This window comes from Bradyrhizobium sp. (assembly GCF_035309285.1).
GTDB lineage: Bacteria > Pseudomonadota > Alphaproteobacteria > Rhizobiales > Xanthobacteraceae > Bradyrhizobium.
Genome location: NZ_DATGFH010000075.1, coordinates 120,497 through 135,988 on the forward strand (window position 1 = coordinate 120,497; position 15,492 = coordinate 135,988).

The window sequence follows — 15,492 nt, forward strand, 5'->3', positions numbered from 1 at the left end:
CAACCAAAAACGGATACTTCAGAGGGAGAGAAAACGATGCATGAATTGACTCGCCGCGCGTTGCTCCAGGGCGGCACCGCGCTGACCGCTGCCGGCATGCTGACCGGCCCGGCCCTGTTCGACTGGGCCAAGGCGTGGGCCCAGTCGGCGCCATTCAAGGCCGAGCAGGGCGCCAAGCTGACCTTGATGCGCTGGAAGCGCTTCGTTCCCGAGGAGGATGCGGCGTTCATGGAGATCGTGGCGGCTTTCAAGGCCGCAACGGGCACCGAGATGAACGTCTTCAGCGAGTCGTTCGAGGACATCCAGCCGAAGGCTTCCGTCGCTGCCAATACCGGTTCTGGTCTGGACATGGTCTGGGGTCTGCACACCCTGCCGCAACTGTTCCCGACCAAGGTCGTCAAGATGAACGATGTGGCCGACTATCTCGGAAAGAAATACGGCGGATGGACGGATGCGGCGGCGAAGACGGTCAAGAAAGGGGACGACTGGCTTGCCATCCCGATCGCGACCGGCGGCGGCTACATGACCTACCGGAAGTCGGCGATGGAGAAGGCGGGCTTCAAGGAGTTCCCGAAGGACTTCCCGGGATTCCTCGAACTGTGCAAGGGGCTGAAGAAGAACAACACGCCGGCCGGTTTTGCGCTCGGCCACGCCACCGGCGACGCCAATGGCTGGCTGCACTGGATCCTGTGGGGACACGGCGCGTACACGGTCGATGCGCACGACAAGGTCGTCATCAACTCGCCCGAGACCTTCAAGGCGCTGGATTATGCCAAGGCGCTTTCGGAGACTTTCATCCCCGGCGTCGCGTCCTGGAATGACGCCTCCAACAACAAGGCGTTCCTCGCCGGCGAGCTTTATCTCACCTTGAACGGCATCTCGATCTATATCGCGGAAAAGGATGCCGGGAAGAAAGATCCGAAGATGAAGGAACTCGCCGACGACACCTATCATGCGCTCCACCCGGTCGGTCCGATCGGCAAGCCGACCGAACTCCAGCTCTGCTTTCCCATGCTGGCGTTCAACTTCACGAAATACCCGAACGCGGCGAAGGCCTTCACCACCTTCCTGCTGGAGAAGGCTCAGTTCGACAAGTGGCTGGAAGGGTCACAGGGATATTTGACACAGACCCTGAACGCCTATGAGTCGGCGCCGATCTGGACGGAGGATCCGAAGAACTGGGTGTTCTCCCAAGCCTCCAAGCGCACACTGCCGGCCTCGGGTATCGGCACGGTCGGCGAGAAGGCGGCGACCGCGATCGGCGACTTCATCGTGGTCGACATGTTCGCCAACTACTGCACCGGCTCGAAGGACGCCAAGGGCGCTGTTGCGGAAGCCGAGCGGCAGTTGAAGCGCATCTATCGTTCGTAACGACAAGACAGGGGCGGGCGGCAGGCGACTGCCGCCCGTTCGCTCACAGCAATCGGGAAATCGCCATGGCCGATATTGCTCTCGCGCCCCAGCGCGCCAAGCGGGAAATCCGCGAGGCGACGAGGTGGGACCAGCTCAAGCATAACAAGAACTGGCTCGGCTTCTGGTTCATGCTGCCGGCGATGGCGTTCCTGATCTTCTTCCTGGCGTATCCGCTGGGCTTAGGCATCTGGCTGTCGTTCACCGACACCAAGATCGGGCAGGTCGGCGAGTTCATCGGCACCGAGAACTACGAGTGGCTGTGGGGCGATACCATCTTCTGGCTGTCGGTCACCAATACGCTGCTCTACACCGCGGTCGCCAGCGCCTTCAAGTTCGCGATCGGTCTCTACCTCGCGCTGCTGCTCAACGAGAACCTGCCGTTCAAGGCGATGCTGCGCGCGCTGGTGCTGATCCCCTTCATCGTGCCGACGGTGCTCTCGGCAATCGCATTCTGGTGGATCTTCGATTCGCAATTCTCGATCATCTCCTGGTCGCTGAAGCATCTCGGCCTCATCACCCAGAACATCAACTTCCTCGGCGACATCGCCTGGGCACGGGCCTGTGTGATCTTCGCCAACATCTGGCGCGGCGTGCCGTTCGTCGCGATCACGCTGCTCGCAGGCTTGCAAACCGTGCAGCCCTCGCTCTACGAGGCGGCAACGCTCGACGGCGCCACGAGCTGGCAGCGCTTCCGCTATATCACCTATCCCTTGCTGACCCCGATCATCGCGGTCGTGATGACCTTCTCGGTGCTGTTCACCTTCACCGACTTCCAGCTCATCTGGGCGATGACCCGCGGCGGTCCGGTCAACGCCACGCACCTGATGGCGACCCTGTCCTATCAACGCGCCATCATCGGCGGCCAGCTCGGCGAGGGCGCGGCGATCTCCAGCGCCATGATTCCGTTCCTGCTCGGCGCGATCATGATCTCCTGGTTCGGCCTGCAACGCCGCAAATGGCAGCAGGGGGAAAACAATGACTGATCTCCGCGGCGTTGCCATATTTTCTGCGCGAACGGGGCAGGCCCCGCGCGCGCTGCCGCAACTGGCAACAGGGAGAGAACAATGACTGATCTTCCTGCCAACAAGGCTGACCTCAAGTCCATCCTGTCGAAAGGGGCCCGCGTCGATAACAGCGAGGGCATGAGCTATCTGCAGTCGGTGCCGAGGCGGCTGGTGACGGTCTACCTGCCGCTCTCGATCATCGTCATCATCCTGCTATTCCCGTTCTACTGGATGGCGCTGACGTCGGTGAAGCCGGACGAGCAGTTGCTCGACATGGAGACCTACAGTCCGTTCTGGACCTGGAGTCCCACGCTCAAGCATTTCCACAAGCTGTTGTTCGAGAGCTACTATCCGCACTGGCTGTGGAACACGATGTATGTCGCGATCTGCGCCACCGTGCTGTCGATCATCGCGAGCGTGCTCGCGGCCTATGCCATCGTGCGCCTGCGCTACAAGGGTGCGAACCTCGTCGGCGGCCTGATCTTCCTCGCCTATCTCGTTCCGCCCTCGATCCTGTTCATTCCGCTGGCGACCGTCGTGTTCCAGTACGGCCTGTTCGACTCGCCGTACGCCCTGATCCTGACCTATCCGACGATCCTCATCCCGTTCTCGACCTGGCTGTTGATGGGGTATTTCAAGACCATTCCCTTCGAGCTCGAGGAATGCGCGCTGATCGACGGCGCGAGCCGCTGGCAGATCCTGATCAAGATCGTGATCCCGCTGGCGATCCCGGGGCTGATCTCGGCCTTCATCTTCTGCTTCACGCTGTGCTGGAACGAGTTTATCTACGCGCTGACCTTCCTGCAGTCGACCCAGCACAAGACGGTGCCGGTTGCGATCGTCAACGAATTCGTCGATGGCGACGTCTACCACTGGGGCGCGTTGATGGCCGGTGCCCTGGCGGGCTCGCTGCCGCTTGTGATCCTTTACGCCTTCTTCGTCGAGCATTATGTGTCGGCGATGACCGGCGCCGTGAAGGAATGATCGCGGTCCGCATAAAGAGATAGAAGAAACGAGGAGCAGGCGCTTGCACGTATTGGTTCTGGGCGCGGCCGGCATGGTCGGTCGCAAATTGGTTGAGCGTCTACTCCGCGACGGAAGGCTCGGCAAGACCGACATCACGAAGATGACGCTGCATGACGTCGTCGCACCCGCAAAGCCGGAGAAGCCTGGCTTTCCCGTCGAGGTGCACGCCGGCGATTTTGCGGTCGCGGGCGCAGCCGAAAAGCTGATCGCCGGCCGGCCCGACGTGATCTTCCATCTCGCCGCCATCGTCTCGGGCGAGGCGGAGCTCGATTTCGACAAGGGCTATCGCATCAATCTCGACGGCACGCGGATGCTGCTGGATGCGATCCGTCTCGTGGGCGGTGGCTACAAGCCGCGCGTGGTGTTTACCTCCTCGATCGCGGTGTTCGGCGCGCCGTTCCCCGACGCCATTGGCGATGAGTTCTTCCACACGCCGCTCTTGAGCTACGGCACGCAGAAGGCGATCGGCGAACTGCTGTTGTCGGACTATTCGCGCAAGGGATTCATGGACGGCATCGCCATTCGGCTGCCGACCATCTGCATCCGCCCGGGGCTGCCGAACAAGGCGGCAAGCGGCTTCTTCTCCAACATCCTGCGTGAGCCGCTTGCCGGCAGGGAAGCGATCCTTCCGGTGTCGGAGGACGTTCGCCACTGGCACGCGACGCCGCGCTCGGCGGTCGGTTTTCTCTTGCACGCCGCGACCATGGATTTGGCGGCCGCGGGGCCGCGCCGCGGCCTCACCATGCCGGGTCTCACGGCGACCGTCGGCGAGCAGATCGCGGCCTTGAAGCGCGTCGCGGGCGAGAAGGTCGCAGGGCGCATCAAGCGCGAGCCCGATCCCTTCATCATGGGCATCGTCGATGGCTGGCCGCGCAATTTCGAAGCCAAGCGCGCCCGCCAGCTCGGCTTCACCACCGCCGAGAAGAATTTCGACGACATCATCCGCATCCATATCGAGGACGAGCTCGGCGGCAAGTTCGTGGCCTGAGCGAACATTATGATGCGCGTAGCCTGCATCGGCGAGTGTATGGTCGAGCTGAAGCAGGCGGGCAGCGGCCTGTATTCGCGCGGCTATGGCGGCGACACGCTCAACACCGCGGTCTACCTCGCCCGTCTTGGCGTCGCCGTCGATTACATCACCGCGCTCGGCGATGATCCGCTGAGCGACGAGATGATCGCAGGCTGGCAGGCCGAGGGGGTCGGCACCGCCAAGGTCGCGCGGCTTTCGGGCAAGCTGCCGGGCCTCTATCTGATCGCAACCGACGCCAAAGGCGAGCGGCGCTTCTTCCACTGGCGCGAAAGCGCCGCAGCGCGCAGCCTGCTCGAGCTGCCCGAGACTGAAAGCCTGCTGCAATCGCTGTCCGCTTACGATCTCGTCTATTTCTCGGCGATCACGCTCTCGATCTTCAGCGAAGCCGCGCGGTCGCGGCTGTTCGCAGCGCTGCGGGCCGCGCGCGGGCGCGGCACTCGCATCGCCTTCGACACCAATTTCCGCGCCCGCGGCTGGCCCGATCTCGACATCGCGCGGGCGGTGTTTCGAGAGGCATTCGAGACGGCGGACATTGCGCTCGCCTCCACCGAGGATTTGCTGCCGCTTTATCCCGGTGCAGGCACCGACACCTTGCTCGCAGGCGTTCCGGGCGGCGAGGTTGTGTTGAAGCTTGCCGAGCCGGCAAGCCTGGTGCGCTTGGAGAATGGCATGCGGCGGATCGACGCCAAGCCGCTGACCGCGACCGTGGTGGACACCACCGCCGCTGGTGATAGCTTTGCGGCGGCCTATCTGGCCGCACGGCTTTCGGGCGCGGCGCCGGAGGAGGCCGCACGCGCCGGCCATTGTCTGGCAGGTCGCGTGGTGTGTCATCCCGGTGCCATTATTCCGCGTTCAGCCATGCCGGAAAACATCTCGTAAGGCGTGCTCATGACATCGAAACAGGAAAAGCTCACCGCGCTGTTCAAATCCGCCCGCGTTGTGCCGGTGCTGACCATCAACCGCCTGGAGGACGCCGTGCCGCTCGCGCGCGCGCTGGTCTCGGGCGGCGTGCGCATGCTGGAGGTGACCTTGCGCACCAAGGTCGCGGTCGACGCTGCGAAAGCCATCATCGCCAATGTGCCTGACGCGATCGTCGGCATCGGCACCATCCTCAACGCCGACGATCTCGCCCGCGCCGAGGAGCTCGGCGCCAAATTCGGCATCAGCCCCGGCGCGACGCCGCAGCTGTTGAAGGCCGCCGCGGCAAGCAATCTGCCGTTCGCGCCGGGAATCGCCACGGCTTCGGAGCTGATGCAAGCGCTCGCCCACGGTTTCGAGACCATGAAATTCTTCCCGGCCGAGCAGGCGGGCGGCATCAAGGCGCTGCGCGCGCTCGCCGGCCCGTTCCCGCAGGTGCAGTTCTGCCCGACCGGCGGCATCGGCGAGACCAATGCGCCGACCTGGCTCGCCGAACCCAATGTGATCGCCGTCGGCGGCTCCTGGCTGTGCCAGGCGGTCGACATCAAGTCCGGCAACTGGGCCGGCATAACCGCCATGTGCGAGCGGACGGTCAAGTCGGCGAAAGCGGCGTGAAGTCCTTGCGCCGATGCGCTAGAATCAGACCAGCCAGATTCAGGAGAACGACCATGACCGCCAGTATCGTTGGATGGGCGCATACGCCCTTCGGGAAATTCGACGCCGAAACCGTCGAGGGCCTCGTGGTCAAGGTCGCCAACGAAGCGATGGCCGACGCCGGCATTTCGGCCCGCGACGTCGACGAGATCGTGCTCGGCCATTTCAACGCCGGCTTCTCGCCGCAGGATTTTACGGCTTCGCTGGTGCTGCAGGCCGATCCGCAGCTTCGCTTCAAGCGGGCGACGCGCGTGGAGAACGCCTGCGCCACGGGCTCAGCCGCCGTGCATCAGGGCATCCGCGCCATCAAGGCGGGCGACGCCAAGGTCGTGCTGGTCGTCGGCGTCGAGCAGATGACGCGCACGCCGCCGGCCGAGATCGGCAAGAACCTGCTCAAGGCCTCGTACCTGCCGGAAGACGGCGACACGGTCGGCGGCTTCGCCGGCGTGTTCGGCAAGATCGCGCAGGGCTATTTCCAGAAATATGGCGATCAGTCCGATGCACTCGCCATGATCGCGGCCAAGAACCACAAGAACGGCGTCGCCAATCCGTATGCGCAGATGCGCAAGGACTTTGGCTTCGACTTCTGCCGCTCCGAGAGCGAGAAGAATCCTTACGTCGCCGGTCCCCTGAAGCGGACCGATTGCTCGCTCGTCTCGGACGGCGCCGCCGCGCTGGTGCTGACGGATTCCGAAACCGCGAAGGGCATGAAGAAGGCGATCAACTTCCGCGCCACCGCCCACGCGCAGGACTTCCTGCCGATGTCAAAGCGCGACATCCTGCAGTTCGAGGGTTGCACGGTCGCCTGGCAGCGCGCGCTGGAGCAGGCGGGTGTGAAGCTCACCGATCTCTCTTTTGTCGAAACCCATGACTGCTTCACCGTCGCCGAGCTGATCGAGTACGAGGCGATGGGCCTGACGCCGAAGGGGCAGGGCGCCCGCGCCATCCTGGAAGGCTGGACGCAGAAGGACGGCAAGCTGCCGGTCAATCCGTCCGGCGGGCTCAAGTCGAAGGGCCATCCGATCGGCGCGACCGGCGTCTCCATGCATGTGATGACGGCAATGCAGCTTGCAGGCCAGGCGCCCGAGGGCATGCAGATCAAGAACGCAAAGCTCGGCGGCATCTTCAATATGGGCGGCGCCGCGGTCGCCAATTACGTCTCGATCCTCGAGCCGTCGAAGTAGATTTTTCTGTCATTCCGGGGCAGCCCGCAAGGGCTGAGCCCGGAATCCATAGCCACAGGACATTGGGCTTGGCTCGAACACCGTGCAATCGAAGTTGGCCTGTGGTTATGGATTCCGGGCTCGCGCTTCGCGCGCCCCGGAATGACCGGCTTATCTCACGCCGCCCGCACCATCATCGGCGCCGCGCCCTTGCCCCGCACTTCCGCCTCCTCGAAATCGGCGGCGGCAATCGCGCGGTCGAGCGCGGCGCGCAGCTCCTTGGCGGTCTCCAGCGTCAGCTCGATTCCAGCACGCGCGCCGGGCTCGAGCGACGTGTTGATGAAGTCGAGCGTGATGACGTCGCCGAGATGGGCGTGGCGCGCGTGATCATAGGCGACCACCGCGTGCGAGAGCGCAAACCATTCGTCGCCGCGCTTGGCCATACCCTCGGCGTGAGTGACTTCGATAATCGAGGTGCACATGTCAGCTCCTCCTACTTCGCCAGATGCTTGCCGTAGAACGCGAAGACCTTGCCCCAGCCGTCCATGCACTGCTCGGGCCGGTACAGCGGCCGGTGCCAATAGAAGAAGCCGTGGCCGGCGCCGTCATAACGGTGGAATTCGTAAGCCTTGCCGTGCTTCTTCAGCTCGGCCTCGTGCTGGTTGACCTGCTCGGGGCTCGGCGCGCGGTCGTCATTGCCGAACAGGCCGAGGAGGGGACAGCAGAGGTCTTTGGTCATGTCGATCGGCGCGACCGGCGTCTTGTCGTTGAGCTCCTCCTTGCCCATCACCACGCGCCCGCCCCACAGTTCGACGCAGGCGTCGACGTCCTTCTTCTGGCAGGAATAGATGAAGGCATGACGGCCGCCGGAGCAGGAGCCGAAAACACCGACCTTGCCGTTGTGGCCGGGTTGCGCGCGCATCCACTTTACCGCGGCCTCGGTGTCGCCGACCATCTGGCTGTCTGCAATGCCGCCCTCGGCACGCACCTTGGCCGCGACGTCGTCAGGGTTGCCGCCACCCGTGCGCTCATAGAGGTTGGCGCAGATCGCCATATAGCCATGATGCGCAAAGCGGCGCGTCGTCTCGATGTAGAGTTCGCTCCAACCGGGAAGATGGTGGACCAGCACCACGCCCGGAAACGGCCCCGCGCCGGACGGCTTTGCGGTGTAGGCGGTGATCGGCGTGCCCTTGTCGCCCTTGATCGTGACGTTCTCGCAGGTCATGCCTCGGTAGAATGACATCATCTTGCTCCCTGGACTGTGTTTTCTTGGGTACCGCGAGGGTCAGTATTCGACAGTCGGATAGCAAGTGCAACCTGCGCCGGGCTACAGGATGGGTTGAGCGCAGCGAAACCCATTGCCTTTGCGGCGGCGCATTGATGAGTGTCGCTGCGCCCATCCATCCTGCGAAGTGCATGCCAATTTGACCCGACGGGCAAATCGCTTCGGCTTATCGGAACAATTCGTTCGATCAGTCAAGCCCCATCGCTAAAAATATTATCCTTCCGCTTTTCGGAAAATTATGATTGTCTTGCCGCATCCCGCCGCGACACGAGGGGCGTATGCGCATCGTCACGAAACGTGCGGCGGGATGCGATGGACGTTCTGGCGTCGCCGGACGAGCGACGATCAAAGCGGACGGCGAAATCGTGTGGTCCTGACACCCCGACGCTGGTGTCAAGTTCCGCTCCTGATGATGGGCGAAGCGACGGTGGCCAACAAGCCCGGCGCACCGGGGAGAGCACGTATAAGCCGTAAACCATTGCGCAGGGGATGCCGGAGTGTGTTCGGTTGTACCTGCTGAGAACTCGTGTGCGTCCTTTTGCGCATTTCCTGCACACGAGGCTGCGGGTGCAACGGCACCCGGCATTCCCTGCGCCCTCCGTTGTTTTGGAGGGTTCGGTTGACGCAAGACTCGGGCGGAACGCGCCGCGAGAATGCGAAGGCGCGTCTCCAATTTCCATCGTCATTCCGGGGCGCGCGAAGCGCGAGCCCGGAATCCATAACCACCAGACGGGAGTATGGATTCCGGGCTCAGCCCTTCGGGCTGCCCCGGAATGACGGGAGAGAGCGAGAGAGGCGGACTCAACCGCATACCCCCATACGCCGGCCGCGCTTGATCTCTCCGACCCGCTGCCGTTACTTGGCCCACAAACCAACAGGGAGTGAACGACGCCATGGGCCCATTGCAAGGCATCAGGGTCATCGACATGACCACCGTGCTGATGGGGCCCTATGCGACCCAGATGCTCGGCGATTACGGCGCCGACGTCATCAAGGTGGAATCGCTCGAGGGCGACGTGACGCGGTTGATCGGCCCGACACGCCATCCCGGCATGGGACCTGTGTTCCTCAACACCAACCGCAACAAGCGCTCGATCTGCCTCGATCTGAAGAAGCCGGCCGGCCGCGAGGCGGTGCTGCGGCTGACCGAGACGGCCGATGTCTTGATCTACAACGTGCGGCCGCAGGCGATGGCGCGGCTCGATCTCGGCTATGACGTCGTCGCCAAACGTAACCCGCGCCTGATCTATGCCGGCGTGTTCGGCTTCGGCCAGGACGGGCCCTATGCGGCAAAGCCCGCCTACGACGATCTGATCCAGGGCGCGACGGGATTGCCGGCGCTGATGGCGCAAACGAGCGATGGCATGCCGCGCTATGTACCGAACGCGCTGGTCGATCGTATCGTAGGCCTCACCGCGGTCGGCGCGATCTGCGCGAGCCTTGTGCATCGCGACCGCACCGGGCGCGGCCAGCGCGTCGATATCCCGATGTTCGAGACCATGGCGGGCTTCGTGCTGGGCGACCATATGGGCGGGCTCACCTACGAGCCGCCGCTCGACAAGGGCGGTTACGCGCGCCACCTCTCGCGCGACCGCAGGCCCTACAAGACCGCCGACGGCTATATCTGTGTGATCGTCTACAACGACAAGCAGTGGGAAAGCTTCTTCAAGGCGACCGGCCGCGACGATCTCCGCGCCGACCCGAAATTCGCGACCTTCGCCGGCCGCGCCACCAACATCGATACCGTCTATGGCGAGCTTGCGCGCATCTTCGAGACGCGCACGACGGCGGAATGGCAGGAGCTGCTCACTACGGCCGATATTCCGGTGATGCCCATGCACGATCTCGCAAGCATGCTGGCCGACCCGCACCTCGCCGCAACCGGGTATTTCCCCGTGGTCGCGCATCCGACCGAAGGCCCGATCCGCAGCATGAAGGTATCTGCGAGGTGGTCGGAGACGCCGGCCGAAACCGTGCGGCTCGCGCCGCGCCTGAATGAGCATGGCGAAGAAATCTTGCGCGAGGCCGGCTTCTCCGCCCAGAACATCGCCACGATGATAGGCGAGGGCGTAACCCGGCCCGCGCCGGCTATGAAGGACTGATCCGATGGATTTCGCGCTCACCGCCAACCAGGAATCGATCCGCGATGCCGTTGCCAAAATCTGCTCGCGCTTCGACGACGCTTATTGGCTGAAGAAGGACAAGGAGGGCGGCTTCCCGGCCGACTTCCACAAGGCGCTGGCCGATGCCGGCTGGCTCGGCATCTGTATCCCCGAAGACTATGGCGGCTCGGGCCTCGGCATCATGGATGCCGCGATCATGATGCGCACGATTTCCGAATCCGGCGCCGGCATGTCCGGGGCGTCGGCGATCCACATGAACGTGTTCGGGCTCAATCCGGTCGTCGTGTTCGGCACCAGGGAGCAGTGCCGGCGCATGCTGCCGGGCATCGTCGACGGCAAGGAACGATCCTGCTTCGCAGTCACCGAACCCAACACCGGCCTCAACACCACGCAACTCAAGACGCGCGCGGCGCGCAAGGGCGACAAATATGTCGTCAACGGCCAGAAGGTCTGGATCTCGACCGCACAGGTCGCGGAAAAGATTCTCCTGCTCGCGCGCACCACGGCGCTTGAGGAGGTGAAGAACCCGACCCACGGCCTGAGCCTGTTCTACACGGATTTCGACCGCAAGACGATTGCTGTCCATGAGATCGAGAAGATGGGCCGCAAGGGCGTCGATTCCAACGAGCTGTTCTTCGAGAATTTTGAAATTCCGGTCGAGGACCGGCTGGGCGAGGAGGGACGCGGCTTCGAATACATCCTGCACGGCATGAACCCGGAGCGCATCCTGATCGCAGCCGAAGCCGTTGGCCTCGGCCAATGCGCGCTGTCGCGCGCCGCCGGCTACGCCAAGACCCGTAACGTGTTCAATCGTCCGATCGGCATGAACCAGGCGATCCAGCATCCGCTCGCGAAGAACTGGATGGAGCTCGAGGCCGCGTGGCTGATGACGCTCTCGGCCGCCTGGCAATACGACCAGGGCCTGTCGTGCGGACCGGCCGCGAACTCCGCCAAATATCTCGCGGCCGAAGCGGGCTTCCGCGCCTGCGAGCAGGCGGTGATGACCCATGGCGGCTTCGGTTACGCCAAGGAATTTCACGTCGAGCGCTATCTGCGGGAGTCCCTGATCCCGCGCATCGCGCCGGTCAGCCGCGAGCTGATCCTGAGCTTTATCGCCGAGAAGGTGCTGGGCCTGCCGAAGTCGTATTGACGGCAATGCATAAATCTCTCAACGGCGTCATTCCGGGGCGCGCGAAGCGCGAGCCCGGAATCCATAACCCCCGGCCGTGGTTATGGATTCCGGGCCTGCGCCTATCGGCGCATCCCGGAATGACGACGGTGGAGGTGTCGGAGCCATGACCTACATCACTGGCGTTGGCCTCACCTCCTACGGCAAGCATGAAGGCCTCACCTCGCTCGACCTCATGAGCAAGGCGGCCGAGCTTGCGATTGCGGACGCTGGGCTGAAGCGCGCCGACATCGACGGCATCCTCTGCGGCTATTCGACAGTCTCCCCGCACATCATGCTCGCGACCGTGTTCGCCGAGCATTTTGGCATCCGCCCGGCTTACGCCCATGCGGTGCAGGTCGGCGGCGCCACGGGGCTCGCCATGACCATGCTCGCGCATCATCTCGTCGATGCCGGCGTCGTCAGGCACGTGCTGGTCGTCGGTGGCGAGAACCGTCTGACCGGGCAGAGCCGCGACGCCTCGATCGTGGCATTGGCGCAGGTCGGCCATCCCGATTACGAGGTGCCGTTGGGGCCGACGATCCCCGCCTATTATGGCCTCGTCGCGTCGCGCTACATGCACGACTATGGCGTCACCGAAGAAGACCTCGCGGAATTCGCTGTGCTCATGCGTGCGCATGCGGCGACCCATCCCGGCGCGCAGTTTCGTGAGCCGATCACGGTTGCCGACGTGATGGCCTCGAAGCCGGTGGCCTCGCCGCTCAAACTGCTCGACTGCTGTCCGGTCTCCGATGGCGGCGCGGCCTTCGTCGTCAGCCGCGAGCCCACCAACGCGGCGCGGGTGAAGATTCGCGGCTGCGCCCAGGCGCATACGCATCAGCATGTAACGGCAGCACCGCGCCTGAGCGAGCTTGGCGCCGAGATTTCGATCGCCAGGGCGAAGCAGGCTTCGGGCATGGCGATCACCGATGTTCGCTATGCCGCGGTCTATGACAGCTTTACCATTACGCTGGCGATGCTGCTCGAAGATCTCGGCCTCGCCAGGCGCGGCGAAGCGGCATCGCGCGTGCGGTCGGGTTACTTCCGCCGTGACGGCGAGATCCCGCTTAACACCCATGGCGGGCTTTTGAGCTACGGTCATTGCGGTGTCGGCGGCGCCATGGCGCATCTGGTCGAGACGCATCTGCAGATGACGGATCGAGCCGGCAACCGCCAGGTCCGCGACGCCTCGGTCGCGCTCTTGCATGGCGATGGCGGCGTGCTGTCGTCCCATGTCAGCATGTTCCTGGAGCGCGTCTGATGCAGAAACCCGCCGACTGGACCCAGGGCGTCGAGGCGATCCTCTACCAATCCTGCGTCTCTTGCGGGCAGCCGCAATATTTTCGCCGCGGCTTCTGCGCGGCCTGCGGTGCGACCGAGCTAGCCGACAAGCGCGCGGGCGGGATGGGGACGGTCTATGCCACTTCCGTCGTGGCACGCGCCGCGACACCGGAGACCCGCGCCCACGTTCCCTACGCCATCGTGCTGGTCGATACCGAGGAAGGTTTTCGGATGATGGCGCATGGTGCGAACGATCTCGCCATCGGCGATCGCGTCGCCGCGCGCTTCACCCTGTTCGCAGGAAGGCTCGTGCCCTATTTCGAGAAGTTGGCTTGAACGTTAGCCTCCAGGCTTGCGCGGCGCTCGCCCCCGTAAAAGAGGACGCTGGCGATGACGAGCAAAGCCGTCACCGCCAGCATGTGCGCGAGTGCCGCCGAGGTTGCCCTCTTGGTGGCTTCCTTCATGCCGGTTTTCTCCCTAAACCTGGGCGCGACTTATCGCGGCGCAACGATGCGCAACGACGGTCAGAATTTTTACTCGGAACACCCCACATCGAGCATTCGCCCCAATTAGGTCCCCACGGGGCAACGTCGACTGTGCCAGCGTCGAACAGTATTGCGGCGGCAATTTGACTCACGCATGGCCCGGGGCGGATACTGTTTTGGCAAAATAAGATTCAGGATGGAACCCAAGGAGATACAAGGAAAACATGGCCCGCATCGACTATAGCGATCCCGCAAAGCACAACGACCGGACTCGCGAGCTCCTGGGCAAGAACCGCAACGCCAACATCTTCCGCATGATGGCGCATTCGCCGAGCTATCTCGAGCAATATTGCCGGCTTGGCGGCGCGATCCGCCACAAAGGCGAGCTCGATCCGATCGTGCGCGAGCTTGCCATCACCCGCACCGGCATCCTCTGCGAGGCGCCGTACGAAATCGTGGCCCACAAGCGCATCGGCAAGAATGTCGGCGTCACCGACGAGCAGAACGAAGCACTGGAGAACTGGCGGCAAGCGTCCTGCTTCAACGAGGTGCAGCGCGCCGCGCTCGCCTTCACCGACGAGATCGCGACGATGAAGCGGCCCACGGATGCGACCTTCAACGCGATCAAATCAAAACTCACGCCGGGCGCGCTGGTCGAGCTGCAGCTTTCCGTCGGCTTCTACATCATGACCTCGAAATTTCTGGAGACGTTTGAGATCGACATGCAGCCGGTCGCCGAGGTGATCGGCTAGGCTCGCGTGCGAAGGTGCGAGTGAATTGAAACCTGGATGGAGAGTTTGACGTAAATCATAGGGGAGGGCCGCGTGGTGAATCCCGAAATCGGCAGCAAGGAATTAAATCCGCTCTGGCATGCGATGTTGTCGGGCGATGATTCGAGGTTGCGACGGGGACGGCAGATGTTCCGTCTGCTGTCGCCCACGGCACATGAACGTTGTCGGCTGTGCAACGCCGGATTTGACGGCTTCTCAGCGCCTCTGATGCGGACGATCGGACGGGCGCCATGGCTGCGCAATCCGCATTTTTGCGCAAAATGCGAAGCGGTCATTGCCAAAGAGCGCGGCGGGGCCGAAATCGACGTCGCCATGCTCTATGCCGACGTGCGCGGCTCGACCGAACTCGCCGCTCGCCTCGGACCGACAGAGTTCGCCGCCTTGATGCAACGATTTTTCCGTGTCGCGACCAAGGTGTTCATCGCCAGCGACGCCATTGTGGACAAGATGGTGGGAGATGAGGTGATTGCCATCTATGTTCCGGGGCTGACCGGCGCCGATTTCCGCCAGCGTGCGGTGGCCGGCGGCCTCGCGCTCCTGCGTGCTACCGGCCACGGCGACGCGAGCGGCCCCTGGCTTTCGATCGGCGTCGGCGTGCATTCGGGCGAGACCTTCATCGGCTCGATCGGCGTCGAGGGCGGCAACTATCAGTTTGCTGCGCTTGGCGATCCCATGAACTTCGCCGCAAGACTTGTCGCCGCGGCCAGGGCCGGAGAGATCGTGATGAGCGAGCCGATCTGGAACGCCGTGTCGAACGAGGTCGCGGCCGAGCCGCGCAAGCTTGAGCTCAAGGGCTATGCGCAGCCCCGGCAAGCCTATGTGGCGCGATTGCCGACCGGGAAGAGCTGATGGATATCGACGAATATGCCGAATGGACGGCGACAACGGCCAAGGTCTCCGCGCAGCCGGGCGCCGAGCGGCTTTCCTATCTCGGTCTCGGCCTTGCGGCGGAGGCAGGCGAGGTTGCCGATCACATCAAGAAACTGTTGCGCGACGGGAATTTGGACGAGGCCGCGTTGATCGATGAGCTTGGCGACGTGATCTACTACTGGGCCTGCCTGTGTGCGGCGTCAGGCCGTAAACCATCGGAGGTGCTTACCGCAAGCCAAGCGAAGATCAGCCGCAAGATCGCGGCGTCATGATGCGGACCA

At 63.6% G+C, this 15,492-nt stretch carries 17 protein-coding genes; 14 read left to right on the plus strand and 3 right to left on the minus strand.

All coding sequences use genetic code 11. The features are described 5' to 3' along the window. The first annotated feature begins 36 nt into the window (after positions 1-36). The 7 genes from VKR55_RS15145 (at position 37) to VKR55_RS15175 (ending at position 7,229) form a co-directional block, all read left to right on the plus strand. A complete protein-coding gene (locus tag VKR55_RS15145) occupies positions 37-1,371 on the plus strand; it encodes an ABC transporter substrate-binding protein (RefSeq protein WP_324404706.1) in 1,335 nt (444 codons plus the stop codon). Between the two features lie 65 nt (positions 1,372-1,436). Continuing rightward, positions 1,437-2,396 carry a carbohydrate ABC transporter permease gene (locus VKR55_RS15150; protein WP_324404707.1) on the plus strand — a complete coding sequence of 320 codons (960 nt, stop codon included), beginning with the start codon at positions 1,437-1,439 and terminating at the stop codon, positions 2,394-2,396. A gap of 81 nt (positions 2,397-2,477) precedes the next feature. Then, entirely contained in the window at positions 2,478-3,401 is a 924-nt protein-coding gene (locus tag VKR55_RS15155) for a carbohydrate ABC transporter permease (RefSeq protein WP_324404708.1), read from the plus strand. A 43-nt stretch (positions 3,402-3,444) separates the two neighbouring features. Beyond that, positions 3,445-4,431: a D-erythronate dehydrogenase gene (gene denD, locus VKR55_RS15160; RefSeq protein WP_324404709.1), complete on the plus strand. Its 987-nt coding sequence runs from the start codon at positions 3,445-3,447 to the stop codon at positions 4,429-4,431. A 9-nt stretch (positions 4,432-4,440) separates the two neighbouring features. After that, a complete protein-coding gene (locus VKR55_RS15165; protein ID WP_324404710.1) occupies positions 4,441-5,352 on the plus strand; it encodes a sugar kinase in 912 nt (303 codons plus the stop codon). Between the two features lie 9 nt (positions 5,353-5,361). Next, entirely contained in the window at positions 5,362-6,006 is a 645-nt protein-coding gene (gene eda, locus VKR55_RS15170) for a bifunctional 4-hydroxy-2-oxoglutarate aldolase/2-dehydro-3-deoxy-phosphogluconate aldolase (protein WP_414642381.1), read from the plus strand. 53 nt (positions 6,007-6,059) lie between these two features. Then, a complete protein-coding gene (locus tag VKR55_RS15175) occupies positions 6,060-7,229 on the plus strand; it encodes an acetyl-CoA acetyltransferase (protein ID WP_324404712.1) in 1,170 nt (389 codons plus the stop codon). Between the two features lie 155 nt (positions 7,230-7,384). Here VKR55_RS15175 and VKR55_RS15180 read toward each other — a convergent pair whose 3' ends face one another. Together VKR55_RS15180 and VKR55_RS15185 are read right to left on the minus strand one after the other, a co-directional pair. Continuing rightward, positions 7,385-7,690: a DUF6295 family protein gene (locus VKR55_RS15180; RefSeq protein WP_324404713.1), complete on the minus strand. Its 306-nt coding sequence runs from the start codon at positions 7,688-7,690 to the stop codon at positions 7,385-7,387. An 11-nt stretch (positions 7,691-7,701) separates the two neighbouring features. Further along, on the minus strand, positions 7,702-8,451 hold the full coding sequence (locus VKR55_RS15185) for a dienelactone hydrolase family protein (RefSeq protein WP_324404714.1): 750 nt from the start codon (positions 8,449-8,451) through the stop codon (positions 7,702-7,704). A 935-nt stretch (positions 8,452-9,386) separates the two neighbouring features. On the opposite strand from VKR55_RS15185, the gene VKR55_RS15190 reads away from it, so the two are divergent. From VKR55_RS15190 to VKR55_RS15205, 4 genes are all read left to right on the plus strand, one after another. Then, the gene (locus VKR55_RS15190; protein WP_324404715.1) at positions 9,387-10,595 is read left to right on the plus strand and encodes a CaiB/BaiF CoA transferase family protein; all 1,209 of its coding nucleotides are present in this window, start codon (positions 9,387-9,389) and stop codon (positions 10,593-10,595) included. Between the two features lie 4 nt (positions 10,596-10,599). Next, the gene (locus VKR55_RS15195) at positions 10,600-11,766 is read left to right on the plus strand and encodes an acyl-CoA dehydrogenase family protein (protein WP_324404716.1); all 1,167 of its coding nucleotides are present in this window, start codon (positions 10,600-10,602) and stop codon (positions 11,764-11,766) included. Positions 11,767-11,911: 145 nt separating this feature from the next. Next, positions 11,912-13,045 (plus strand): thiolase family protein, encoded by a 1,134-nt coding sequence (locus VKR55_RS15200; protein WP_324404717.1) that lies wholly within the window; start codon positions 11,912-11,914, stop codon positions 13,043-13,045. Continuing rightward, positions 13,045-13,401: a Zn-ribbon domain-containing OB-fold protein gene (locus tag VKR55_RS15205; RefSeq protein WP_324404718.1), complete on the plus strand. Its 357-nt coding sequence runs from the start codon at positions 13,045-13,047 to the stop codon at positions 13,399-13,401. The genes VKR55_RS15200 and VKR55_RS15205 overlap by 1 nt, the downstream gene beginning before the upstream one ends. Here the strand turns inward: VKR55_RS15205 and VKR55_RS15210 are convergent. Further along, entirely contained in the window at positions 13,380-13,529 is a 150-nt protein-coding gene (locus VKR55_RS15210; protein WP_324404719.1) for a hypothetical protein, read from the minus strand. The genes VKR55_RS15205 and VKR55_RS15210 overlap by 22 nt on opposite strands. A gap of 245 nt (positions 13,530-13,774) precedes the next feature. Here VKR55_RS15210 and VKR55_RS15215 point away from each other — a divergent pair, with 245 nt between their 5' ends. From VKR55_RS15215 to VKR55_RS15225, 3 genes are all read left to right on the plus strand, one after another. Continuing rightward, a complete protein-coding gene (locus VKR55_RS15215) occupies positions 13,775-14,302 on the plus strand; it encodes a carboxymuconolactone decarboxylase family protein (RefSeq protein WP_324404720.1) in 528 nt (175 codons plus the stop codon). A gap of 246 nt (positions 14,303-14,548) precedes the next feature. Further along, a complete protein-coding gene (locus tag VKR55_RS15220; RefSeq protein WP_324404721.1) occupies positions 14,549-15,190 on the plus strand; it encodes an adenylate/guanylate cyclase domain-containing protein in 642 nt (213 codons plus the stop codon). After that, positions 15,190-15,483 (plus strand): nucleoside triphosphate pyrophosphohydrolase family protein, encoded by a 294-nt coding sequence (locus tag VKR55_RS15225; RefSeq protein ID WP_324404722.1) that lies wholly within the window; start codon positions 15,190-15,192, stop codon positions 15,481-15,483. The genes VKR55_RS15220 and VKR55_RS15225 overlap by 1 nt, the downstream gene beginning before the upstream one ends. Positions 15,484-15,492 lie beyond the last annotated feature (9 nt).